Source organism: Pollutimonas harenae, from assembly GCF_004153685.1.
Classification (GTDB): domain Bacteria; phylum Pseudomonadota; class Gammaproteobacteria; order Burkholderiales; family Burkholderiaceae_B; genus Pusillimonas_C; species Pusillimonas_C harenae.
The window spans coordinates 971,519-991,670 of sequence record NZ_SDQD01000001.1 but is presented as its reverse complement, the minus strand read 5'-3'; the positions used below and the strand labels follow the sequence as shown (position 1 = coordinate 991,670).

Below are 20,152 nucleotides of genomic sequence, written 5' to 3'. Positions count from 1 at the left end.
TACGGTATACACTGGCTGAACTGAAATATTGCTTTGCCTTTTGAATCATGTCTTCCATAAAACGCCTTAGCACCCGGTCGGAGCAGTTCAAGCAGACCTTGCGCTCATTATTGGCCTTCGACGCCTCGCAAGACGAATCCATAGAGCATGCCACGGCCGACATCCTGAAAAACGTGCAGGCGCACGGCGACCAGGCGGTGCTCGACTATACCCAACGCTTTGACCGCGTATCGGCAGCCACGCTGGCCGAGCTCGAAATCCCGCGCAGCGCCTGGCAGGCAGCGCTTGTTTCGCTGCCCACCGAACAGCGCAGCGCACTCGAAGCGGCGGCCGAACGGGTACGCCGCTATCACGAGCACCAGCGCGCCGAAACCTGGACCTATACCGAAGAGGACGGCACTGTGCTGGGCCAGAAAATCACGCCGCTGGATCGCGTGGGCCTGTATGTGCCGGGGGGCAAGGCTGCCTATCCCTCGTCGGTGCTCATGAATGCCATACCCGCCAAGGTGGCCGGCGTACCCGAAGTCATCATGGTGACGCCTACGCCCGACGGCGTACACAACCCGATTGTGCTGGCAGCGGCCGCCCTGGGTGGCGTAGACCGGGTCTGGGGCATAGGCGGCGCACAAGCCGTGGCAGCCCTGGCCTATGGCACTGACACCATCGCTCCGGTCGACAAAATCGTCGGGCCGGGCAATGCCTACGTGGCCGCCGCCAAGCGCCGCGTGTACGGCACTGTGGGCATAGACATGATTGCCGGCCCCAGCGAAATCCTGATCATTGCCGACGGCAGCACCCCGGCCGACTGGATCGCCATGGACTTGTTCTCGCAGGCCGAGCACGACGAACTGGCCCAGGCCATCTTGCTCTGCCCCAGCCTCGAATATCTGGATAAGGTCGAAGCCGCCATCGAACGCCTGCTGCCCACCATGCCGCGCGCCGACATCATACGCAGCAGCCTTGGCAATCGCGGCGCACTCATCCATGTACAAAGCATGGAAGAGGCATGCGCCATCGCCAACGACATCGCGCCCGAACACCTGGAAATTTCAGCTGATCAGCCTCAACAGTGGGCCGATCTGATCCGCCACGCCGGCGCCATTTTCCTGGGCCGCTACAGCTCTGAATCGCTGGGCGACTACTGCGCCGGTCCCAACCACGTTTTACCCACTTCGCGTACCGCCCGCTTTTCTTCACCGCTGGGCGTGTATGATTTCCAGAAACGCTCCAGTCTGATCCAGGTCTCGCAAGAAGGCGCACAGGTCCTGGGGCGCGTGGCGGCCACGCTGGCATATGGCGAAGGGCTGCAGGCCCATGCCGCCAGCGCCGAATACCGCCTGAATACTACTTCTACTGAATCCTGACCATGCGTACTGCCGATATCACCCGTAACACCAACGAGACGCGCGTGCGCGTTTCCATCAACCTCGATGGCACCGGCCAGCAAACCATTAACACCGGGGTGCCCTTTCTGGACCACATGCTCGATCAGATCGCGCGCCACGGCCTGATCGACCTCGACATCCATTGCGATGGTGACACCCACATCGACGACCACCACACGGTCGAAGACGTAGGCATCACCCTGGGACAAGCCTTCGCCGCAGCAGTCGGCAACAAGGCCGGCCTGCGCCGCTACGGTCACTCTTATGTGCCGCTCGACGAAGCCCTGTCACGCGTGGTCGTCGATTTTTCGGGCCGTCCCGGCCTGTACTATCATATTCCCTTCACGCGTTCGCACATAGGCCACTTCGACGTCGACCTGGCGCGTGAGTTTTTCCAGGGCTTCGTCAACCACGCCCTGGTCACCCTGCACATCGACAACCTGCGCGGCGAGAACTCCCATCACCAGTGCGAGACCGTGTTCAAGGCCTTTGGACGCGCCCTGCGCATGGCCGTCGAACACGATCCGCGTAATGCCGGCGTGGTTCCGTCCACCAAGGGTGTCCTGTAAACCTGCCTGCTTCCCTTTAACGGCTGAATACCGTGAATACTATTGCAATTGTTGATTACGGCATGGGCAACTTCCATTCGGTTGCCCGCGCCTTGCAGGCGGCCGCGCCCGATGCGGACATAAAAATATGCAACACGGCGCAAGGCATAGACCAAGCCTCGCGTGTGGTCTTTCCTGGCCAGGGCGCCATGCCCGACTGCATGCGCACGCTGAACACTTCAGGTCTGCGCGACGCCGTGCTGCGTGCCGCACGCAATAAACCCTTGCTGGGCGTGTGCGTGGGCGAACAAATGCTGTTCAGTGCCAGCGAAGAAGGCGATGTGGACTGCCTGGATATTTTCCCGGGCAAGGTCGTACGCTTTGCGGGGCCGCAGTTTGCCACAACGCCGACGCCAGCTCATGGCCCTGAATTACTGAAAGTGCCGCACATGGGCTGGAGCCCGGTCGAGCAAGTGCAGGACCACGTCTTGTGGCAAGGCATACCCGACCGCAGCCATTTTTATTTTGTGCATAGTTATTACGCCGTGCCCAGCAATACAGACCTGACTGTTGGGGTAAGCCATTACGGCTCGCGCTTTACCTGCGCGGTGGCAAAGGCTAACATTTTCGCAGTACAGTTCCATCCCGAGAAAAGCGCCGACTCCGGTTTGCGTCTGTATCGGAACTTTGTTGATTGGAATCCATAAATCATGCTTCTTATACCCGCCATCGATCTCAAAGACGGGCGCTGCGTACGTCTACGCCAGGGCGACCTGGACGACGCAACGATTTTTTCCGAAGACCCCGGTGCCATGGCCACCCAATGGCTAGACCAAGGCGCCCGCCGACTGCATTTGGTTGACCTGAACGGTGCCGTAGCCGGCAAGCCCAAAAACGAATCGGCCATCAAGTCCATCATCAAGGCCGTGGCCGACGACATCCCGGTGCAAATCGGCGGCGGCATACGCGACCTGGACACCATAGAGCGCTATCTTGATGCCGGCATTTCTTATGTAATTATCGGCACAGCGGCCGTCAAAGATCCCGGCTTTTTGCGCGATGCCTGCAGCGCCTTCCCCGGCAATATCATCGTGGGCCTGGATGCCCGCGACGGCAAGGTAGCCACCGACGGCTGGAGCAAACTCACCCGCCACGACGTGTTCGACCTGGCTGCCAAGTTCGAAGACTACGGTTGCGAAGCCATTATTTATACCGATATTGGCCGCGATGGCATGCTGTCGGGCGTCAACATCGACGCTACGGTCAAGCTGGCTCAGCACGTGAACATTCCTATCATTGCCTCGGGCGGCGTCACCGACCTGAAAGACATCGAAGCGCTATGCGCGGTCGAAGATGAAGGCATTGAAGGCGCCATACTTGGCCGCAGCATCTACGAAGGCACACTAGACTTTGCCGCGGCACAAGATCTGGCCGACGAACTGAATCCATCATGACCCAGACAGCCTCCAGCACCGGCATCGATACCGAACTGACCCGACGCATCATTCCTTGCCTCGATGTCACGGCCGGACGCGTCGTCAAGGGCGTGAATTTCGTCGACCTGGTCGACGCTGGTGATCCCGTCGAAATCGCGCGCAAGTACAACGAGCAGGGTGCTGACGAACTCACCTTTCTCGACATTACCGCCACCAGCGACGAGCGCGACCTGATTCTGCCCATCATCGAATCGGTGGCCAGCGAGGTCTTCATTCCCCTGACGGTGGGCGGCGGCGTGCGCCAGGTGGCCGACATCCAGCGCTTGCTGAATGCCGGAGCCGACAAGGTATCCATCAACAGCGCTGCAGTGGCCAACCCCGAACTCGTGCGCGCGGCCGCCGACTATCACGGCTCGCAATGCATCGTGGTAGCGATCGATGCGCGACGCGTCTCGCAAACTGGTGAAGCCCCGCGCTGGGAGATCTTCACCCATGGCGGACGCAAGGCCACCGGCATCGATGCTATCGAATGGGCCCGCAAAATGGCAGAATACGGTGCAGGCGAACTGTTGCTGACCAGCATGGATCGCGATGGCACCAAGTCCGGTTTCGACCTCGAACTGACGCGGGCAGTCTCCGACGCAGTACCAGTGCCTGTCATTGCTTCGGGCGGCGTGGGCAACCTGCAGCACCTGGCAGACGGCGTCACCACCGGGCGGGCCAGCGCCGTGCTGGCCGCCAGTATCTTCCACTATGGCGAATACACTGTGCAGCAGGCCAAGGAGTTCATGGCGGCACAAGGTATTAAGGTACGATTAACCACATGACACAAAATTCCTCCTGGCTGGACGCCATTACTTTCGACGAACAAGGCCTCATTCCGGCCATCGCGCAAGACGTCAAGACAGGCACCATACTGATGGTGGCCTGGATGAACGCCGAAGCGCTGGACGAAACGGTGGCCACCGGCCGCGCCGTGTATTGGTCGCGTTCGCGCAAGCGGCTCTGGCGCAAGGGCGAAGAATCGGGTCATGTGCAAATCGTGCACGAAATCCGCCTCGACTGCGATGGCGATGTCATATTGCTTAAAGTACAGCAAGAAGGCGGTATTGCCTGCCACACAGGCCGTACCAGCTGCTTTTTCCGGCGCCTGGACGGCACGGCGGGCCGCGCCACCTGGACCACTGTCGATCCGGTCCTGAAAGACCCTAAGGATATCTACAAATGAATCCGGCAGACACCTCGGCCATTCTGGCCCGCTTGGCCGACACGCTCGAATCACGCCTGCCGGCCAAGGGGGGCGATCCTGCCAGTTCCTATACAGCCAAGCTGCTGGCCAAGGGCCCCGACGCCTTCCTCAAGAAAATAGGCGAAGAAGCCACTGAGCTGGTCATGGCGGCCAAAGACAACACGCCCGATCGCATCGTGGCCGAGACCGCCGATCTATGGTTTCACAGCCTGGTCGCACTGGCTTATTATGGGTTGCGGCCCGAGCAGGTGCTGGCCGAACTGGCGCGCCGTGAAGGCGTCTCGGGCTTGGCCGAAAAAGCCAGCCGTCCACAAACCGATTAATCGACAACGGAAAGACAAGGTCATGAGTGACAACTGCCTGTTCTGCAAAATTGCACAGGGCCACATTCCCTCAAAAAAAGTCTACGAAGACGATGATTTTTTCGCTTTTCACGACATAAATCCTGCAGCTCCCGTACACTTGCTGCTTGTACCGAAACGTCACATTGTTTCCATGCAGGCCATACAGCCCGACGATGCGCAATGGTTAGGTAGAATGATGGCCCTGGCACCGCAACTGGCACACGAAAACGGCTGCACACCAGGCCACGAAGGCGGCTTCAGGCTCGTTATAAACACAGGCATTGAAGGCGGGCAAGAAATTGACCACCTGCATTTGCATATTATTGGGGGCCCACGCCCCTGGGACAAACGTGCAGCACCCGCTGCGTAGGAGAAATCATGGGTAGTTTCAGTATCTGGCACTGGCTGATTGTTCTGGTCATTGTTGCTCTGGTGTTCGGCACCAAGAAAATTCGCAATATGGGCGAAGACCTGGGCGGCGCCGTCAAAGGCTTCAAGAAAGGCATGAAAGACGCCAACACCGACGAAAAAACACCCGAAGCCGTTACGCAGCAACGTACGCAAAGCGAAGACACCATCGACGTGCAGGCCAAGGAAAAAACCGACGTCTGATTCCAAACGCCTTGTCCTGTCTTTTCTTTCTTTAAGCGAACCGGTTACTCATGTTTGACGTCAGCTTTAGTGAACTTATGCTGGTCGGCGTGATTGCGCTGATCGTCATCGGGCCCGAGCGCCTGCCCAAAGTGGCACGCACCATTGGGCACCTGGTCGGCCGCGCGCAGCGCTATGTCACCGACGTCAAAACAGATATCCAGCGCGAAATGGACCTGGACGAACTCAGCAATCTGAAAGGCCAGATGGAAGAGGCCGCCAAGTCGGTCAAGTCATCCATGCAGGATGCCTCCGATACGCTTAAGGCACCCCTGGACGAGGCCCAGAAGGCGCTCAAGGATGCTTCGGCATCGGTTGAAAGCCTGGTAGACGATACCAAGGCCGACATCAAAAACGCCCAGAACAGCCCTGGCAAAGAGTTCGTACACCAGGAACTGGCCGAACCGTCCTCTGATGCCGCCGCCGATGCGCCCGAGCCATCAACGCCCGACACCAATACACTGCCCTTACCCGGCTTTGACGACACCAACAAAATAAAAACAGGGACGCCAACGTGACACAGGAAGCTTCCCCGTCGCAAGACACTTTCATTTCCCACCTGGTTGAACTGCGCACCCGTCTGTTGCGTGCCGTTGTCGCCGTGCTGGCTGTCTTTGTGGTGCTGTTCATCTACCCGGGGCCATCGGCCATTTACGACGTGCTGGCCCAGCCCATGCTGGCTTCGCTGCCTGAAGGCACACGCATGATCGCCACCGGTGTGATCACCCCCTTCATGGTGCCTATCAAGGTCACCATGCTGGCCGCCTTTGTATTGGCCTTGCCCGTCGTGCTGTATCAGGCCTGGGCCTTTGTGGCACCCGGCCTGTATAAGCACGAGCAGCGGCTGGCCTTGCCGCTTATCGCCTCCAGCACTTTCCTCTTTCTGCTGGGCATGGCGTTTTGCTATTTTTTCGTGTTCCGCACGGTCTTTCACTTTATTGCCGGCTTTGCGCCCGAATCCATCACCCCGGCTCCCGATATCGAAGCCTACGTCAGCTTTGTACTGACCATGTTCATCGCCTTCGGAGTCACCTTCGAAGTGCCTGTGGCGGTCATCCTGCTGGTCATGAGCGGCATGGTTACCGTCAAGCAGCTGCGCGCGGCACGTGGCTATGTGATCGTAGGCGCCTTCATCATTGCCGCCGTCGTCACTCCGCCCGATGTGGTCAGCCAGTTCATGCTGGCCGTGCCTTTATGCCTGCTGTATGAGGTCGGGCTGATGCTGGCCAGCGCCCTGAAGAAAAAACAAAAAGAGGCGCCAGAACCAAGCGAAGACGATGAGTCTGACGAGGACGACGACAGCGCCGATGAAATCACCACACGGAACGATTAAGCACTATTGGCTGAGCATCGCTGGCAGATCACGGCCGCCGTACATGCGGCCTGGTGCCTATCTCCACTTCTACATCACGCTGCCGCCCATCACGCAATAGCGTCAGCGTGATGTGCTGGCCAGGTGCCACAGGCGCAATCTGGTTCAGAAAGCCTATGGAGTCCAGCACCGCCGCATCGTTCATTTTGACGATGATGTCGCCCACCTTAATGCCGGCCTGAGCCGCAGGCCCGTTGCGCAAGACGCCTGCAACAATCACGCCGTCTTCCCGCTTGAGCTTGAACGCCTGGGCCAGATCGGGCGTGATGTCCTGAGGCTCCACGCCCAGCCAGCCGCGCGTTACCGCGCCGTTCTGGATGATCTGGTCCATAATGATTTGCGCAGCCTGGGCCGGTATGGCAAAGCCTATGCCCAACGACCCGCCGGTTTCGGAATAAATGGCAGTATTGATGCCGACCAGGCGCCCAGCCGTATCGATCAGCGCACCACCCGAATTACCCGGATTGATGGCAGCATCGGTCTGGATAAAATTCTCGTAGATGTTGATGCCCAGGCGATTGCGTCCCAATGCCGATACGATGCCCATAGTGGTGGTTTGCCCCACGCCAAAAGGATTGCCTATGGCCAGCACCACATCGCCTATATGCACCGGATGCTCATCGTTGAAGTCGATGACCCGGAGATTAGGCAGATCGATCTTCAGGACTGCCAGATCGCTTTCTGGGTCTGCACCCACAAGCTCAGCCTTGGCCTCGCGTCCGTCGCTCAGCGCGACCCGAATGGCATCGGCGGCCTCGACCACATGGAAGTTGGTCAGAATATAGCCGTCATTGCGCACGATCACGCCCGAACCCAGGTTAGTCGACTCTTTGCGGCGACTGAAGCCCGGAATCTCGCGGAACAAGCGTTCAAGCTCGGGATCGGCAGGTGCCGGAATCAGCGGTACATTGATATGCTTGCTGGTATAGATATTGACCACCGATGCGGTAGCATGCGCCACCGCCGCGTGGTAGGACGAGACTTGCGGCACAGATGCAGCCGGCGCCGCAGCAGCAGGGCCCTGGGCTGGCACCTTGGGCGATTCGGCCAGCCAGTCGGGACGCAAGCTCGCCACGATGAATAAAATACCCAGGCATATCGTGACGGTTTGGGCAAACAACAACCACAATCGACGCATAGAGCTTTTCAGATAAGGATGTTCAATGAATCAGGTTTCCACACAACAACTGGCCGACTGGCTGGAAACAACCTTGCAGGCACAGCGCTTCAAGGATTATTGCCCTAATGGGCTGCAAGTGGAAGGCAAATCCAGCATCAGCCACATTATCACCGGCGTAACTGCCACGCAGGCGCTGCTCGAAACCGCCGTGCAAAAGAATGCGGACGCCATCCTGGTCCACCACGGCTGGTTCTGGAAAAATGAAAACCCGGTCGTGCGCGGAACCAAGCGCGCGCGCCTGGCACTGGCTCTGGGCCACCAGCTCAATGTATTTGCCTACCACCTGCCGCTGGACGCCCACCCCACGCTAGGCAACAACGCTCAGTTGGGCCGGGTACTCGGCTTCGAGCCCGAGCTCGATGCTGATGGCAAGCCTGTGTGTTGCGGCCCCGACAACCTCATCTGGCTGGGGCGCTGCCGCGACGGTCAAACGCTGGAAACGCTGGGCGATCATATTTGCAATCATTTGCAAAGGACACCTCTACTTGTGGGGAATCTACAACAGAAAATTCGCCGCATCGCCTGGTGCACCGGTGGCGCCCAAGGCATGATGCAGGCCGCCGTGGACGCCGGTGTCGATGCCTACCTGACCGGCGAGGCTTCAGAGCCCACCTACCACCTTGCTCAAGAAACCGGCACGGCGTTCATCGGCGCGGGCCATCATGCCACCGAACGCTATGGTGTCCAGGCATTGGGGCAGGCCATCGCCACCGAGTTCGGCATTAAAGTGGAATTTGTAGACATCGATAACCCGATCTAAATGCAGACCGAGTCTGGATGGCTTTACCCGTATATGAACGGGCGGCTGCGCGCAGGCCTGCAAGCGCCTGCGCAACAGCTCGGGCTGTGCTTTATTTTTTCAGCAGATCGCGGATTTCGCGCAGCAGCGCTACATCGTCGGGCGTAGGCGCCGGCGCAGCGGCTGCTTCGACTTCTTCTTGACGCGCCACGCGATTACGCGCGTTGTTCACTGCCTTGACCAGGCAAAAGACTACGAAGGCCAACAAGACGAAGTTGATCAGGATGGTAACGAAATTACCCCACGACAACAGTACGGCACCAGCCTCGTTCAAGGCCTCGTAGGTTTGAGGCCCCGTGTATCCTTCGGGTGCGCGCAGCAACACGAACTTGCTGGTGAAATCGATATCGCCCCCCAAAATAAACGAGATGATCGGCATGATGATATCTTTGACCAAGGAGTCGATAATCTTGCCGAAAGCCGCGCCAATAATGACGCCAACGGCCAGGTCAACCATGTTGCCTTTAACGGCGAACTCTTGGAATTCTTGTAAAAAACCCCGTGCTTTGCTCATGTCATGTTCCTTTGTCGTTACACCCGTCAGCGGGCTAACGCTATAATACGCGGTTGAAAATATAGTACATAGCAAAAATCAGTGATTGGTATGCCCTTAGCGGGCATGAATAAGGATACTAGAATGAGTCAGATTACGACATCGCCTGATGATTCCGGCGCGGTTGATCCCAACCTGCCGCCAGATCCATCTCGCCGTTTCTGGGTAGCTTCAGCCTGTGCCGTCGGCGGCGCCGCGGGCGTCGCCACGGCGGTTCCCTTCGTCAGTTCCTTCGCGCCGTCAGAAAAAGCGCGTGCGGCTGGCGCCCCTGTCGAAGTCGATGTCTCTAATATCGCTCCCGGCAACATGATTACGGTTGAGTGGCGCGGCAAACCCGTCTGGATCATGCATCGTACCGATGCCCAGCTGGCCGGTCTCAAAACCCACGAAAATGAACTGGCCGATCCTCAGTCCGATCGCCCCGGCTTCACGCCCGAATTCGCCAAAAACGAGTATCGTTCACGCGAGCCCGAGCTCTTCGTCTGCGTTGGCATCTGCACCCACCTGGGCTGCTCTCCCTCGCCTGCGTTTGAACCCGGCCCGCAACCTGGCCTGCCGTCCGACTGGGCCGGCGGTTTCTTTTGCCCTTGCCACGGTTCCTACTTCGACCTGGCCGGCCGCGTCTACAGCAACAAACCCGCGCCCGACAACCTCGAAGTGCCTCCGTATATTTTCTCTGCCGATGGCTCGCACATCACCATCGGTGTAGACGAAAACAACAAGGCTTAATGCCAAGGCGGGCAGCATATGCCCGTAAACTGAACCCGTAATACGCTCGTAAGATAGAAAAGGAGCCGTTTCATGGCTGGCGAGAAAACCGTCGATACGACAGGACTTTTGGGATGGATAGACCGGCGCTTCCCGCTGTCTACCATGTTCAAAGAGCATATGTCCGAATACTATGCGCCCAAAAATTTCAATTTTTGGTACTTCTTTGGCTCGCTGGCCCTGCTGGTGCTGGTCATTCAGATCGTGACCGGTATTTTCCTGGTCATGAACTACAAGCCCGATGGCAAGCTGGCATTCGACTCCGTCGAATACATCATGCGCGAAGTGCCATGGGGCTGGCTCATCCGCTACATGCACTCCACCGGTGCCTCCATGTTCTTCGTGGTGGTCTACCTGCACATGCTGCGCGGCCTGTTCTACGGCTCGTATCGTAAGCCTCGTGAGCTGGTCTGGATCTTCGGCGTCGCCATCTTCCTGTGCCTGATGGGCGAAGCCTTCATGGGTTATTTGCTGCCCTGGGGTCAAATGTCTTACTGGGGTGCGCAGGTTATTGTGAACCTGTTCTCGGCCATTCCTTTCATCGGCCCTGAGCTCGCCATCTGGATCCGCGGCGACTACGTCGTCTCCGATGCCACGCTGAACCGCTTCTTTGCCTTTCACGTCATCGCCATCCCACTGGTTCTTATCGGCCTGGTCGTTGCACACATCATTGCCCTGCATGAAGTGGGCTCCAACAACCCCGATGGCGTCGAAATCAAGCAAGGTCCCAAAGACCGCTACGGTCGCCCCATCGACGGTATTCCGTTCCACCCCTACTACTCGGTGCACGACCTGGTAGGCGTGGCCGGCTTCCTCATCGTCTTTGCCGCGATTATTTTCTTCGCGCCTGAAATGGGTGGGTACTTTCTCGAGTTCAACAACTTCATCCCCGCCGATCCGCTGAAGACACCTCCGCACATTGCGCCGGTCTGGTATTTCACGCCGTTCTATTCCATGCTGCGTGCCATTACCGCCGACTTCACCTGGGTTCTGGCAGGCGCCAGCCTCCTGGCCGCCATTGCCTTGTTCATCAAAGGCAATCTGAAAGGCATCTGGCGCATCGCCGTACCGGTCGTACTGATTCTGGTGGCCGTCACGCTGCGCACCATCGACGCCAAGTTCTGGGGCGTGGTTGCCATGGGTGGCGCGGTCGTCATCCTGTTCTTCCTGCCGTGGCTCGACCACTCGCCGGTCAAGTCCATACGCTACCGTCCTACCTGGCACAAGTATCTGTACGCCATCTTCATCGTCAACTTCCTGGTGTTGGGTTATCTGGGTACGCAAGCACCTAATCCCACCTTCAACCTCATGAGCCAAATCGGCACGCTGATCTACCTGGGCTTCTTCTTGCTGATGCCCGTGTGGAGTCGTCTGGGTACTTTCAAACAAGTTCCCGACCGCGTCACGTTTCACGCTCATTAAGGCCACCAATACGTTACGGAATGATCATGATTAAAAAGCTGCTAGGCACCCTTGCTTTATCACTGACCTGCGCGGTTGCGTTCGCCGCCAGCGGTGGTCACAAGCTCGACACCGCGCCCGATCGCATCAACGACATGGCTGCATTGCAAAACGGTGCGAAACTGTTCGTCAATTACTGCCTGGGCTGTCATAGCGCCAACTCCATGCGCTATAACAAGCTCACCGAGATCGGCCTGACCGAAGAGCAAATTAAAAAGAATTTGCTTTTCACCTCCGACAAGGTGGGCGACCTCATGCACATCGCCATGACGCCGGCTGACGCCAAGAAGTGGTTCGGTGCCGCACCGCCCGACCTGTCCGTCATTGCACGTGCCAAGTCCACCAACCTGGGGCCAACAGGCGTTGATTACGTCTATACCTTCTTGCGCTCTTTCTACCGCGACACCTCCAAAACCACAGGCTGGAACAACCTGGTGTTTCCCAGTGTCGGCATGCCCAATGTGTTGTGGCAGCTGCAAGGTCCTCGTTCACTCGAGCACGTAACCGTGCACGAAACCGAAAAAGAAGACGGTTCCTTGCAATGGGAACGCATCTCCGCCAAATACGACGGCCAGGGCTTCTCCGAAATCACCACCGAGGCCCTTCAAAACTTCAGCGGCAGCGCTAGCACCACGTCAGTGTTTACTTCGCCCGACCCCAAAATGGCTGCCGACTTCGACAACCAGGTTGCCGATCTCAGCAACTTCCTGGGCTGGATGGCCGAACCCATGCAGCAGGAGCGCAAGCAAATGGGCGTCTGGGTCCTGATGTTCCTGTTCATCTTCCTGATCGTCGCATGGCGCCTGAATTCGGCATACTGGAAGCATGTCAAGTAAACTGGCATAAACTACTACTCACCCGGTAGCTGCTGGCACTTCGTTCAGGCTACCGGCCCAGAGGCGTAAACTCATACGCCTCTGCTTTTTGCGGAGCGGCATTTTTTAATGCACGCTCTTGTTCTTATTTCTACGATTGGAATTCGCAACATGATGGTGCTCTATTCTGGAACAACCTGCCCGTTCTCCCAACGCTGTCGGTTTGTGTTGTTTGAAAAAGGCATGGATTTTGAAATCCGCGATATCGACCTGTACAACAAGCCCGAAGACATCGCGGTCATGAATCCCTATGGCCAGGTGCCTATCCTGGTCGAGCGCGACCTGGTCTTGTACGAGTCCAATATCATCAACGAGTACATCGACGAGCGCTTCCCGCACCCGCAACTCATGCCGGCCGACCCCGTCATGCGTGCCCGCACCCGCCTGTTTTTGTACAACTTCGAAAAAGAGCTGTTCGTACACGTATCGGCTCTCGAAGACCGCAGTGCGACCGACACCAAGGCCCAAGACTTGGCGCGCCAGAGTATCCGCGACCGTCTTGCGCAGCTGGCTCCATTGCTGTTAAAAAACAAATACATGCTGGGTGAAGAGTTCTCCATGCTGGACGTAGCTGTTGCGCCATTGCTGTGGCGCCTCGACCACTACGGCATCGAGCTGCCCAAGAACGCAGCACCCATCCAGAAATACGCAGAGCGCATTTTTTCGCGCCCCGCCTATATCGAAGCATTGACCCCTTCCGAAAAAGTCATGCGCCGTTAAGCTACCATGCAAGAGTCATCGACCAAGCCTTACCTGATACGCGCCCTGCACGAATGGTGCACCGACAACGGTTACACGCCTCATATCGTCGTAACCGTTGATGCCAACACCGTCGTGCCACCAGCACATATCCACGATGGCCAGATCACGCTCAATATCGGCACCTTGGCAACCAACGGCCTTACCCTGGGCAACGAATACATCGAATTCCAGACCCGTTTCGGCGGCGTCACCGAACAGATCTTCGTTCCCGTCGGGGCGGTGTCCGCTATCTACGCTCGCGAAACCGGCGCAGGCATGGGTTTTGACGTGGTCGATTCGCAGCCCTACCCTGGCGGCGAATCCGCAGGCACCGACGAGGCAGGCTCCACCGAAATCAGCCTCGAAACGGTCTCTGACCGCGGCACTGCCGCTACCCCTGAGGGCGGCTCACCCAAGAAGCCGCCCAAACTCACAGTGATCAAGTAGTACGGAAGCGCGCCGCCAACTGCTCGGTGGCGCGCGCCAACACGGCGATGTCCATGCCTACCGCCGTAAACAAGGTTCCCAACTCAATATAGCGTTTAGCCTGCGTCTCATCAAACGTCAGGATGCCAGGCGCCTTGCCGCAGGCAAGAACACGCCGTATAGCGTCTTCGATGGCCGACTGCACCTCTGGGTGCCCGGCATTGCCCAAATGGCCAAGACTGGCCGAGAGATCCGCCGGCCCAATAAACACCCCATCCACCCCATCGACCGACGCAATGGCTTCAAGGTTGTCCAGCCCAGCCTTGCTTTCGACTTGCACCAACAGGCAAAGCTCATCTTCGCAAGCCTGGGCATAATTCGACATCCGCCCAAAGCTGCTGGCCCGCATGGTGCCTCCGGCACCGCGCACGCCATTAGGTGGGTAGCGCATGCCGGCCACCGCCTGGGCGGCCTCCTCGGCTGATTCCACATAAGGAATCAGCAAGGTCTGCGCCCCGATGTCCAGATAGCGCTTCTGCTGCACGGAATCCTTCCAGCTCGGACGTACCACCGAAGACCCGGGGTACGATGCTGCCGCCTGAAGCTGACCCAGCACAGTGGGAAGATCGTTAGGGGCGTGCTCGGTATCGAACAGCAGCCAGTCAAAGCCGGAACCGGCCACGACCTCGGCAAGGTAAGGGCTGCAGGACGACACCCACAAACCTAGTTGATGCTGGCCCGACGTAATGGCCCGTTTGAAGTGATTGACCGGAAGCTGCATGACTCGCCCTTATTATGTGTTTTGCACCACCGGCCGGTGGCGCTGAAGCTTGAGCATAGCAAACCACCAGGGTCCAAGCGAACCTTTCATTTTTTTAGTAGAATTACGAGTTCGCCGGTTTAGCTCAGTTGGTAGAGCAGCGCACTTGTAATGCGAAGGTCAGGAGTTCGACTCTTCTAACCGGCACCAGTATATTCAAGCACTAACGCCAATCCTTCGGGGTTGGCGTTTTGCTTTTCTGCAACGTGTATCCCGACATAGCCTACGATCGTAATCGCGTGAGCCACTTCGACGCTACATGCGATATCGTGCAATCGAGACCTATGGAAGACACGACCGAATCCTGGATAGCCAGGCTGCGTACGGCGGGTGTTCCAGCCTCGCCTTTGCATACGCTTGATCAGGCGTCGACTAAACATCCCGAATAATTTTTGCTGAACTGGCCCCCAAAAATTTGGACGTTAATCCAATCTTTTGGGGGCCAGTTCAATACCGGGTGGCCTTTTTTTGCGACTGGCCTTTTCAAGCTCAGGAGTGTGTAATCGTCGTCCCGAGTACTTTCATGCATTCACGCATGAAGGCAGCCAGACCCGTCCAGCCCTTGGCTGACACCATGGTGCCATCCACATAGGCTTCATGCGGCTTCACGTCGATATAGGTACCGCCCGCCAGGATGACCTCGGGTTCGCAGGCGCCCAGCGCAGCTACCTTCTTGCCGCGCACGACACCGTCGACCGCAACAAGGATTTGCACGCCATGGCAGATGGTGAAGATAGGCTTGTCCGTTTCGTGGAAGTGGCGCACCATGGCCTGGATCCGCTTGTCGGTACGGATGTATTCCGGTCCACGTCCACCTGCGCAGTACACGGCGTCGTATTCTTCCAGATTGACCTCAGAGAATGTCTTGTTGATTTCGGCCAGGTGCCCAAATCGCTCAATATAGGTCTGGTGTCCCTCGAAGTCGTGCAAGGACGTCTGGATCATCTCGCCAGCCTTTTTGTCGGGGCAGACAACATGAACGGTGTGGCCCACGGCCTCCATTCCTTGTTGAAAAACATAAATTTCGTACTCTTCGGTGAACTCACCGCAAAGCATAAGAATCTTCTTGCCGTTCATATAATCCTCCTGTCGGCTGTTAAAGTAGCCGGGCTCATCGCCCGGCCGATTGCCATTAGAATGGGCTGTCTGGGAAATAGAACTGATCTGCGTTCTCGGGGGTGATCAGCGGTGCATCCAGTTTGAAGCTGCCACGCATCGGTGCCTGTCCGGCAAACTGCGCCGCCGTCATATAGATGGCCGACTTGATCATTGAAGGGGGATAAGGGGTCGAGATGGGTGTCATGGGATCTTTCGCCTTGACGAGCTCGATCACATCCTTCATGCCGTTTCCGCCCAGCGCATACTTGATTTCGGTGCGACCCGAGTCCTTGATGGCCGCGAGCACGCCCAACAGCATGTCATCATCGTTGGCCCAGACCGCATCGATCTTCGGATATTTGGCCAGATAATCCTGCATCAGGGTAAAAGCCTGATCCTGGTTCCAGTTGGCGTACTGGATGTCGAGGATCTCGATGTTGGTGCCCTTGATGACATCGGTAAAACCTTTGATCCGCTCATCATCGATGACGGTCGGAATACCGCGCAGGACGACGATTTTCCCTTCGTTGCCCAGCTTCTCGGCCAGCCATTTTGCAGTGTTCGCGCCCACGGCGATATTGTCACCGGCCACATACAGATCATGAATGGACGGATCGGTCAGGCCACGATCAACCACTGCAATAAAGGTGCCGCCCGCCTTCACCTGTTCGACTGGCCCAGTCAGCTCTTCCGAGGTAAAAGGCAAGATAACCAGCGCGTCAAGATTTCGGCTGGCCGACAGGTCTTCCAGCGCCGACACTTGAGCCGTAGCCGAGGGTGAGGTTTTCACCACGACGTCGATATTCGGAAATGCCGCCTCGATTTCTTTCTCTGCCTGCTCGGCGTGATATACAACGCCTCCGGTCCAGCCGTGTGTTGCGGCGGGGATGGACACTGCAATAGTCTTTTTTTCTTGCGCCAGGGCGCCGGTTGAAGTGAGCGCCACCAGGCTGACCGCAGACAGCAGGCCAAGCGCGCGTTTCGTTAGAGTCTTCATCTTTCTCTCCTGATTATGGTTATCATTTATTCTCTCCTTTTAAAAACGTCCACCCCCCTTGTGGCCGCTACTTGATAAAACGATGGGCCAACATGGCCAGGATGATGATTACACCTTGCACTGCGGCAACGAGGTACTCGGAAACCATGTTGGACAGCACCATGAGGTTGGCAATTACTTCCAGGAGCAGTGCGCCGGCAATGGTTCCCCAAATTCGTGCCCTGCCACCACGCAGCAGCGTGCCACCAATCACCACTGCAGTGATCACCTGCAGCTCCCAGAGCTGGCCGGTTGTCGGTGTCGCGGCGCCCAGCCGCGGTATATAGCAAATCGCAGCGATGGCGACGCACAAGCCCTGAATCACAAAGGCCATGGTGCGTACCTTCATCACCGATACGCCCGAAAAGCGAGCCACATCGGCGTTTGAGCCGACAGCCATGCAGCGGCGTCCGTATTTGGTGCGATACAAGATGAAAGCGCCAGCCAGCGCAACCACCAGGGTAATGATCACAGGCACCGGAACGCCCAGTACATCGCCAAAATAGACGGGGCGATAGGGATCGCGTAGTGCGCGGTCTATCGGAATGGAGCCGCCGTCGGACATCCATGTAATCAGCGCACGAAAGATCCCCATGGTGCCCAGCGTGGCGATAAAGGGTTCGATCTTGCCCATCGTCACAATCAAGCCATTCAGAAGACCACAGGCAGCTCCGACCAGCAAGCCAACAAGCGCACCAACAAAGATGGCATTTGCGCCCATTGAGGGTTCAAGCCGGTTCATGGTCAGGATCATGATCCCAGTCACGAAGGCCATCATCGAACCGACCGACAAGTCCAGGCATCGCGACGAGATCACGAAGGTTGCACCCACCGCAATGATGGCAATAAAGGCCGTTCGCGTGATCACATTCGCAATATTGGCCCCGGTGGCAAAGTTGCTGTTCAGCAGCACGCCTGCCAACATCACCATGGCCAACGCGATGAACGGGCCCATTGCAGCCCACTGCATACGCCGAGGCGCTTTAACCGTCGCGATAGTCGCGGTCGCGCTTGTCATTGTTGTCTCCAATTTTTTTATGATCTTGTGTATTCGCCATGCTGGCATCGCTGCTCGTTGCCGCATAGACAACGTTTTGCTCGGTGATCTGATCATCTGTCAGTTCGGCCACGATGCGTCCTCCACGCATCACCAGCACCCGATCGGCAAGGCCAACCAGCTCCGGCAGCTCTGACGAGATCACGACACAGGCCTTGCCTGACCGAACCAGTTGGTCGATGAATTCGTAGATCTGGCTCTTGTTGCCAATATCGATACCACGCGTTGGCTCATCGATGATGACCACCGAGGGGTCGGTCATCATTACTTTTGCCAGCAGTAATTTTTGTTGGTTTCCGCCAGACAGCTGGCCAGCATTCAGGTGGACCGAGCCTACGCGGATATCGTAGTCACTCACGGCCGCTTCCAGAACGGCGGCCTCTTTGCGTTCATCCAGCGCGAGGCGCGGATGGACACGGTCCAGGGCCTGCAAGGTCAGATTGGGGGCCAGAGGTTCTTCGAGCAGCAGCCCCTTCCCCTTACGGTCTTCGGTCAGGTAAACAAGGCCTAGTTCACGCCAGTCCCGAACCGAACGACTCGTGACGGGATGGCCGGCCAGCTCGACCCGATTTGCCTCAGCGGGCCGCAAGCCCATCAGCCCTTCGAATAGTTCGGTGCGTCCGGAGCCGATCATCCCGCCAATGCCCAGCACCTCGCCGAGCCGAACCGACAAGCTGGCCTGAACTGCCCCATGATCAACGGACAGTTGATCCAGCACCAACAGTGGCTCACCCGATGGCTGCGGGCGTTTTGGCGGATACAGTACATCTAGCTCACGCCCCACCATCAGTTCGGCCATCTGCCGCTGTGACAGTTCGGCCGCAGGCCAGGTACCAATCATTTTTCCGTCACGCAGCACGGTAATTCGATCGGCCAGCGCCTCGACCTCGTCGAGTCGGTGCGAAATATACAAGACCGCAACCCCCCGCGCCTTGAGTCCGCGCACTACATCCAATAGCGCTGCCACCTCGTCATTGGCGAGAACCGCCGTGGGCTCGTCAAAAATCACCACCTTGCGCGGTTCAAGCAGGGCACGGGCTATTTGTGCCAGTTGCCGCTGCGCCAGGGGTAAATCACCTACTTGGTCGCGTGGGCCGCAGTGTGCCCCAATTGAGGCCAGTACATCGGCGGCGCGCTGATTCATGGCGCGATCGTCGACTACGAGCCCCCGCGACAGTTCGCGTCCGAGAAAAAGGTTCTCGGCAACAGTCAGGTCGGGCGCCAGCAGAATTTCCTGGTGCACCAGCACTACGCCTGCCGCTTCGGCCATCGCGGCGTCGCTGAAGTCGACTGGTTGACCGGCCATCTTCAGGTGACCTGAGGTGGGTGGCACATACCCAGACAACAACTTCATTAGTGTTGACTTTCCTGCACCATTTTCGCCAATGATCGCATGCACCTCGCCCTCTCGAATATCCAGCGTGACGTCGGCCAGCACAGTGATGGGGCAGTAAGCCTTGGTCAGGCCTGTCGCCTCAAGTACCGGCAAAGCTGAAGACTCGCCTGTCGGCGGCAGGGCCGCCGAGAATAGGGAAGGCGCTTCGACCGTGTTCATTCGAAAGCCAGCATCACGCGGTCGCGCGAAGAAAGAATATGGTTGCGCATGGCCGTTTCTGCTGCAGCAGCGTCGCCTGCACGGAAGGCCGCCAGCAATTGTTCGTGTTCTTGCAGCGCCTCTTGAGTGACGCGGCTATGGAACATCAGGCGGAACAAGTGCAGATGGACATGCTGATTGAATAGCGTAGAGCGTATGACCTCGTTTCCGGCAATGCGCAGGATTTCGTCATGAAAATGCGCGTCGATTCTGGCAAAACGCGAGTATCGGCTGGTCCGGTCTACCGGCGTGGCACCGTGTGCCATGTCGGCCGCAATAGCTTCGAGCTGGCTGAGTGCCTCGCTGGTCATATTCAGGGTCGCCAAGCGCGAGCCTTCAGGCTCGACCAGCAGACGAAAATTGAACAAGTCCTCAAACTGTTTGCGGTCTAATTGCGCGGCAGCGCTATAACCGATCAGGTGGGCCTTATGGACCAGCCCTTCGCGTTCCAGCCGCGAAAGCGCCTCGCGCACCGGCGTTTGCGAGACGTTCAAGTCGCGCGCAATGACATCGATGGGAATACGAGCGCCCGGGGCGATCGCCAGCGACATGAGCTCTTCGTAGATGCTGTCATAGACGCCATCTACCACACTGACCGGGCGTACGGGCGCGCTATGTTGAGTTTCTCGTTGCAATGACATATGTGTCGGACGCTCCGTAGGTTGGCCTTGACATGGGCGAATAGTGGCAAATAAGATATCAAATGTCAAATACAATATTCTATACGATTTGATATAGGATTTATAAAAATTCCTAAAG

General features: G+C 57.7%; 25 protein-coding genes and 1 tRNA gene. 18 read left to right on the top strand and 8 right to left on the bottom strand.

Annotated elements, in window-relative coordinates; translation table 11 throughout:
- Positions 1 to 47 precede the first annotated feature (47 nt).
- The 11 genes from hisD to tatC are packed head-to-tail and all read left to right on the top strand — an operon-like array spanning position 48 to position 6,946.
- Entirely contained in the window at positions 48 to 1,364 is a 1,317-nt protein-coding gene (gene hisD / locus ERD84_RS04695) for a histidinol dehydrogenase (protein WP_130038443.1), read from the top strand.
- A 2-nt stretch (positions 1,365 to 1,366) separates the two neighbouring features.
- Entirely contained in the window at positions 1,367 to 1,954 is a 588-nt protein-coding gene (gene hisB / locus ERD84_RS04690) for an imidazoleglycerol-phosphate dehydratase HisB (protein WP_130038442.1), read from the top strand.
- Positions 1,955 to 1,986: 32 nt separating this feature from the next.
- The gene (gene hisH / locus ERD84_RS04685; RefSeq protein ID WP_130038441.1) at positions 1,987 to 2,640 is read left to right on the top strand and encodes an imidazole glycerol phosphate synthase subunit HisH; all 654 of its coding nucleotides are present in this window, start codon (positions 1,987 to 1,989) and stop codon (positions 2,638 to 2,640) included.
- Between the two features lie 3 nt (positions 2,641 to 2,643).
- Positions 2,644 to 3,387 carry a 1-(5-phosphoribosyl)-5-[(5-phosphoribosylamino)methylideneamino]imidazole-4-carboxamide isomerase gene (gene hisA / locus ERD84_RS04680; protein ID WP_130038440.1) on the top strand — a complete coding sequence of 248 codons (744 nt, stop codon included), beginning with the start codon at positions 2,644 to 2,646 and terminating at the stop codon, positions 3,385 to 3,387.
- Positions 3,384 to 4,196: an imidazole glycerol phosphate synthase subunit HisF gene (gene hisF, locus ERD84_RS04675; protein ID WP_130038439.1), complete on the top strand. Its 813-nt coding sequence runs from the start codon at positions 3,384 to 3,386 to the stop codon at positions 4,194 to 4,196. Before hisA ends, hisF begins: the two co-directional genes overlap by 4 nt.
- Positions 4,193 to 4,597 carry a phosphoribosyl-AMP cyclohydrolase gene (gene hisI, locus ERD84_RS04670; RefSeq protein ID WP_130038438.1) on the top strand — a complete coding sequence of 135 codons (405 nt, stop codon included), beginning with the start codon at positions 4,193 to 4,195 and terminating at the stop codon, positions 4,595 to 4,597. Before hisF ends, hisI begins: the two co-directional genes overlap by 4 nt.
- Positions 4,594 to 4,941, top strand: coding sequence for a phosphoribosyl-ATP diphosphatase (locus ERD84_RS04665; protein ID WP_130038437.1), 348 nt, complete (start codon positions 4,594 to 4,596; stop codon positions 4,939 to 4,941). The genes hisI and ERD84_RS04665 overlap by 4 nt, the downstream gene beginning before the upstream one ends.
- A gap of 22 nt (positions 4,942 to 4,963) precedes the next feature.
- Complete coding sequence (locus ERD84_RS04660; RefSeq protein ID WP_130038436.1) at positions 4,964 to 5,332, top strand: histidine triad nucleotide-binding protein; 369 nt, start codon at positions 4,964 to 4,966, stop codon at positions 5,330 to 5,332.
- Between the two features lie 8 nt (positions 5,333 to 5,340).
- Positions 5,341 to 5,574 carry a Sec-independent protein translocase subunit TatA gene (gene tatA / locus ERD84_RS04655; RefSeq protein ID WP_130038435.1) on the top strand — a complete coding sequence of 78 codons (234 nt, stop codon included), beginning with the start codon at positions 5,341 to 5,343 and terminating at the stop codon, positions 5,572 to 5,574.
- 50 nt (positions 5,575 to 5,624) lie between these two features.
- Positions 5,625 to 6,131 (top strand): Sec-independent protein translocase protein TatB, encoded by a 507-nt coding sequence (tatB, locus tag ERD84_RS04650; RefSeq protein ID WP_130038434.1) that lies wholly within the window; start codon positions 5,625 to 5,627, stop codon positions 6,129 to 6,131.
- Positions 6,128 to 6,946, top strand: a complete 819-nt coding sequence (gene tatC, locus ERD84_RS04645) for a twin-arginine translocase subunit TatC (protein ID WP_130038433.1) — start codon at positions 6,128 to 6,130, stop codon at positions 6,944 to 6,946. The genes tatB and tatC overlap by 4 nt, the downstream gene beginning before the upstream one ends.
- A gap of 28 nt (positions 6,947 to 6,974) precedes the next feature.
- Here the strand turns inward: tatC and ERD84_RS04640 are convergent, their stop codons facing one another.
- Positions 6,975 to 8,123 carry a S1C family serine protease gene (locus ERD84_RS04640; protein WP_130038432.1) on the bottom strand — a complete coding sequence of 383 codons (1,149 nt, stop codon included), beginning with the start codon at positions 8,121 to 8,123 and terminating at the stop codon, positions 6,975 to 6,977.
- A gap of 25 nt (positions 8,124 to 8,148) precedes the next feature.
- Here ERD84_RS04640 and ERD84_RS04635 point away from each other — a divergent pair, with 25 nt between their 5' ends.
- Entirely contained in the window at positions 8,149 to 8,925 is a 777-nt protein-coding gene (locus tag ERD84_RS04635; RefSeq protein WP_130038431.1) for a Nif3-like dinuclear metal center hexameric protein, read from the top strand.
- A 91-nt stretch (positions 8,926 to 9,016) separates the two neighbouring features.
- Here the strand turns inward: ERD84_RS04635 and mscL are convergent, their stop codons facing one another.
- Positions 9,017 to 9,478, bottom strand: coding sequence for a large conductance mechanosensitive channel protein MscL (gene mscL, locus ERD84_RS04630; RefSeq protein ID WP_130038430.1), 462 nt, complete (start codon positions 9,476 to 9,478; stop codon positions 9,017 to 9,019).
- A 123-nt stretch (positions 9,479 to 9,601) separates the two neighbouring features.
- Between mscL and petA the strand changes: the two genes are divergently transcribed.
- The 5 genes from petA to ERD84_RS04605 all read left to right on the top strand — a co-directional run bounded on the left by petA (position 9,602) and on the right by ERD84_RS04605 (position 13,809).
- Positions 9,602 to 10,246, top strand: coding sequence for a ubiquinol-cytochrome c reductase iron-sulfur subunit (gene petA / locus ERD84_RS04625; RefSeq protein ID WP_130038429.1), 645 nt, complete (start codon positions 9,602 to 9,604; stop codon positions 10,244 to 10,246).
- A 72-nt stretch (positions 10,247 to 10,318) separates the two neighbouring features.
- Entirely contained in the window at positions 10,319 to 11,707 is a 1,389-nt protein-coding gene (locus ERD84_RS04620) for a cytochrome b (RefSeq protein WP_130038428.1), read from the top strand.
- Positions 11,708 to 11,727: 20 nt separating this feature from the next.
- Positions 11,728 to 12,582 (top strand): cytochrome c1, encoded by an 855-nt coding sequence (locus ERD84_RS04615; protein WP_180001913.1) that lies wholly within the window; start codon positions 11,728 to 11,730, stop codon positions 12,580 to 12,582.
- Positions 12,583 to 12,732: 150 nt separating this feature from the next.
- On the top strand, positions 12,733 to 13,341 hold the full coding sequence (locus tag ERD84_RS04610; RefSeq protein ID WP_130038426.1) for a glutathione S-transferase N-terminal domain-containing protein: 609 nt from the start codon (positions 12,733 to 12,735) through the stop codon (positions 13,339 to 13,341).
- A gap of 6 nt (positions 13,342 to 13,347) precedes the next feature.
- Positions 13,348 to 13,809, top strand: coding sequence for a ClpXP protease specificity-enhancing factor (locus ERD84_RS04605; RefSeq protein ID WP_130038425.1), 462 nt, complete (start codon positions 13,348 to 13,350; stop codon positions 13,807 to 13,809).
- On the opposite strand, the gene ERD84_RS04600 is transcribed toward ERD84_RS04605, so the two are convergent.
- Positions 13,802 to 14,569 (bottom strand): aldolase/citrate lyase family protein, encoded by a 768-nt coding sequence (locus ERD84_RS04600; RefSeq protein ID WP_130038424.1) that lies wholly within the window; start codon positions 14,567 to 14,569, stop codon positions 13,802 to 13,804. The genes ERD84_RS04605 and ERD84_RS04600 overlap by 8 nt on opposite strands.
- A 113-nt stretch (positions 14,570 to 14,682) precedes the next feature.
- On the opposite strand from ERD84_RS04600, the gene ERD84_RS04595 reads away from it, so the two are divergent.
- A tRNA-Thr gene (locus ERD84_RS04595) sits at positions 14,683 to 14,758 on the top strand.
- 339 nt (positions 14,759 to 15,097) lie between these two features.
- Here the strand turns inward: ERD84_RS04595 and ERD84_RS04590 are convergent.
- The 5 genes from ERD84_RS04590 to ERD84_RS04570 all read right to left on the bottom strand — a co-directional run bounded on the left by ERD84_RS04590 (position 15,098) and on the right by ERD84_RS04570 (position 20,034).
- A complete protein-coding gene (locus ERD84_RS04590; RefSeq protein ID WP_130038423.1) occupies positions 15,098 to 15,685 on the bottom strand; it encodes a DJ-1/PfpI family protein in 588 nt (195 codons plus the stop codon).
- A 55-nt stretch (positions 15,686 to 15,740) separates the two neighbouring features.
- A complete protein-coding gene (locus tag ERD84_RS04585; RefSeq protein ID WP_130038422.1) occupies positions 15,741 to 16,703 on the bottom strand; it encodes a substrate-binding domain-containing protein in 963 nt (320 codons plus the stop codon).
- 67 nt (positions 16,704 to 16,770) lie between these two features.
- Positions 16,771 to 17,760, bottom strand: coding sequence for an ABC transporter permease (locus ERD84_RS04580; RefSeq protein ID WP_130038421.1), 990 nt, complete (start codon positions 17,758 to 17,760; stop codon positions 16,771 to 16,773).
- Complete coding sequence (locus tag ERD84_RS04575) at positions 17,726 to 19,354, bottom strand: sugar ABC transporter ATP-binding protein (protein ID WP_130038420.1); 1,629 nt, start codon at positions 19,352 to 19,354, stop codon at positions 17,726 to 17,728. Before ERD84_RS04575 ends, ERD84_RS04580 begins: the two co-directional genes overlap by 35 nt.
- Positions 19,351 to 20,034, bottom strand: a complete 684-nt coding sequence (locus tag ERD84_RS04570) for a GntR family transcriptional regulator (RefSeq protein ID WP_130038419.1) — start codon at positions 20,032 to 20,034, stop codon at positions 19,351 to 19,353. The genes ERD84_RS04575 and ERD84_RS04570 overlap by 4 nt, the downstream gene beginning before the upstream one ends.
- Positions 20,035 to 20,152 lie beyond the last annotated feature (118 nt).

Excerpts from the sequence above, each read along its gene's own strand:
- mscL (WP_130038430.1), bottom strand. The coding sequence starts at position 9,478 with ATGAGCAAAGCACGGGGTTTTTTACAAGAATTCCAAGAGTTCGCCGTT.
- ERD84_RS04660 (WP_130038436.1), top strand. The coding sequence starts at position 4,964 with ATGAGTGACAACTGCCTGTTCTGCAAAATTGCACAGGGCCACATTCCC.
- ERD84_RS04665 (WP_130038437.1), top strand. The coding sequence starts at position 4,594 with ATGAATCCGGCAGACACCTCGGCCATTCTGGCCCGCTTGGCCGACACG.
- hisD (WP_130038443.1), top strand. The coding sequence starts at position 48 with ATGTCTTCCATAAAACGCCTTAGCACCCGGTCGGAGCAGTTCAAGCAG.
- hisB (WP_130038442.1), top strand. The coding sequence starts at position 1,367 with ATGCGTACTGCCGATATCACCCGTAACACCAACGAGACGCGCGTGCGC.
- ERD84_RS04615 (WP_180001913.1), top strand. The coding sequence starts at position 11,728 with ATGATCATGATTAAAAAGCTGCTAGGCACCCTTGCTTTATCACTGACC.
- ERD84_RS04610 (WP_130038426.1), top strand. The coding sequence starts at position 12,733 with ATGATGGTGCTCTATTCTGGAACAACCTGCCCGTTCTCCCAACGCTGT.
- ERD84_RS04640 (WP_130038432.1), bottom strand. The coding sequence starts at position 8,123 with ATGCGTCGATTGTGGTTGTTGTTTGCCCAAACCGTCACGATATGCCTG.
- ERD84_RS04635 (WP_130038431.1), top strand. The coding sequence starts at position 8,149 with ATGAATCAGGTTTCCACACAACAACTGGCCGACTGGCTGGAAACAACC.
- tatA (WP_130038435.1), top strand. The coding sequence starts at position 5,341 with ATGGGTAGTTTCAGTATCTGGCACTGGCTGATTGTTCTGGTCATTGTT.
- hisI (WP_130038438.1), top strand. The coding sequence starts at position 4,193 with ATGACACAAAATTCCTCCTGGCTGGACGCCATTACTTTCGACGAACAA.
- ERD84_RS04600 (WP_130038424.1), bottom strand. The coding sequence starts at position 14,569 with ATGCAGCTTCCGGTCAATCACTTCAAACGGGCCATTACGTCGGGCCAG.
- hisA (WP_130038440.1), top strand. The coding sequence starts at position 2,644 with ATGCTTCTTATACCCGCCATCGATCTCAAAGACGGGCGCTGCGTACGT.
- ERD84_RS04605 (WP_130038425.1), top strand. The coding sequence starts at position 13,348 with ATGCAAGAGTCATCGACCAAGCCTTACCTGATACGCGCCCTGCACGAA.
- ERD84_RS04575 (WP_130038420.1), bottom strand. The coding sequence starts at position 19,354 with ATGAACACGGTCGAAGCGCCTTCCCTATTCTCGGCGGCCCTGCCGCCG.
- hisF (WP_130038439.1), top strand. The coding sequence starts at position 3,384 with ATGACCCAGACAGCCTCCAGCACCGGCATCGATACCGAACTGACCCGA.
- ERD84_RS04580 (WP_130038421.1), bottom strand. The coding sequence starts at position 17,760 with ATGACAAGCGCGACCGCGACTATCGCGACGGTTAAAGCGCCTCGGCGT.
- ERD84_RS04585 (WP_130038422.1), bottom strand. The coding sequence starts at position 16,703 with ATGAAGACTCTAACGAAACGCGCGCTTGGCCTGCTGTCTGCGGTCAGC.
- ERD84_RS04620 (WP_130038428.1), top strand. The coding sequence starts at position 10,319 with ATGGCTGGCGAGAAAACCGTCGATACGACAGGACTTTTGGGATGGATA.
- ERD84_RS04570 (WP_130038419.1), bottom strand. The coding sequence starts at position 20,034 with ATGTCATTGCAACGAGAAACTCAACATAGCGCGCCCGTACGCCCGGTC.
- ERD84_RS04590 (WP_130038423.1), bottom strand. The coding sequence starts at position 15,685 with ATGAACGGCAAGAAGATTCTTATGCTTTGCGGTGAGTTCACCGAAGAG.
- tatB (WP_130038434.1), top strand. The coding sequence starts at position 5,625 with ATGTTTGACGTCAGCTTTAGTGAACTTATGCTGGTCGGCGTGATTGCG.
- petA (WP_130038429.1), top strand. The coding sequence starts at position 9,602 with ATGAGTCAGATTACGACATCGCCTGATGATTCCGGCGCGGTTGATCCC.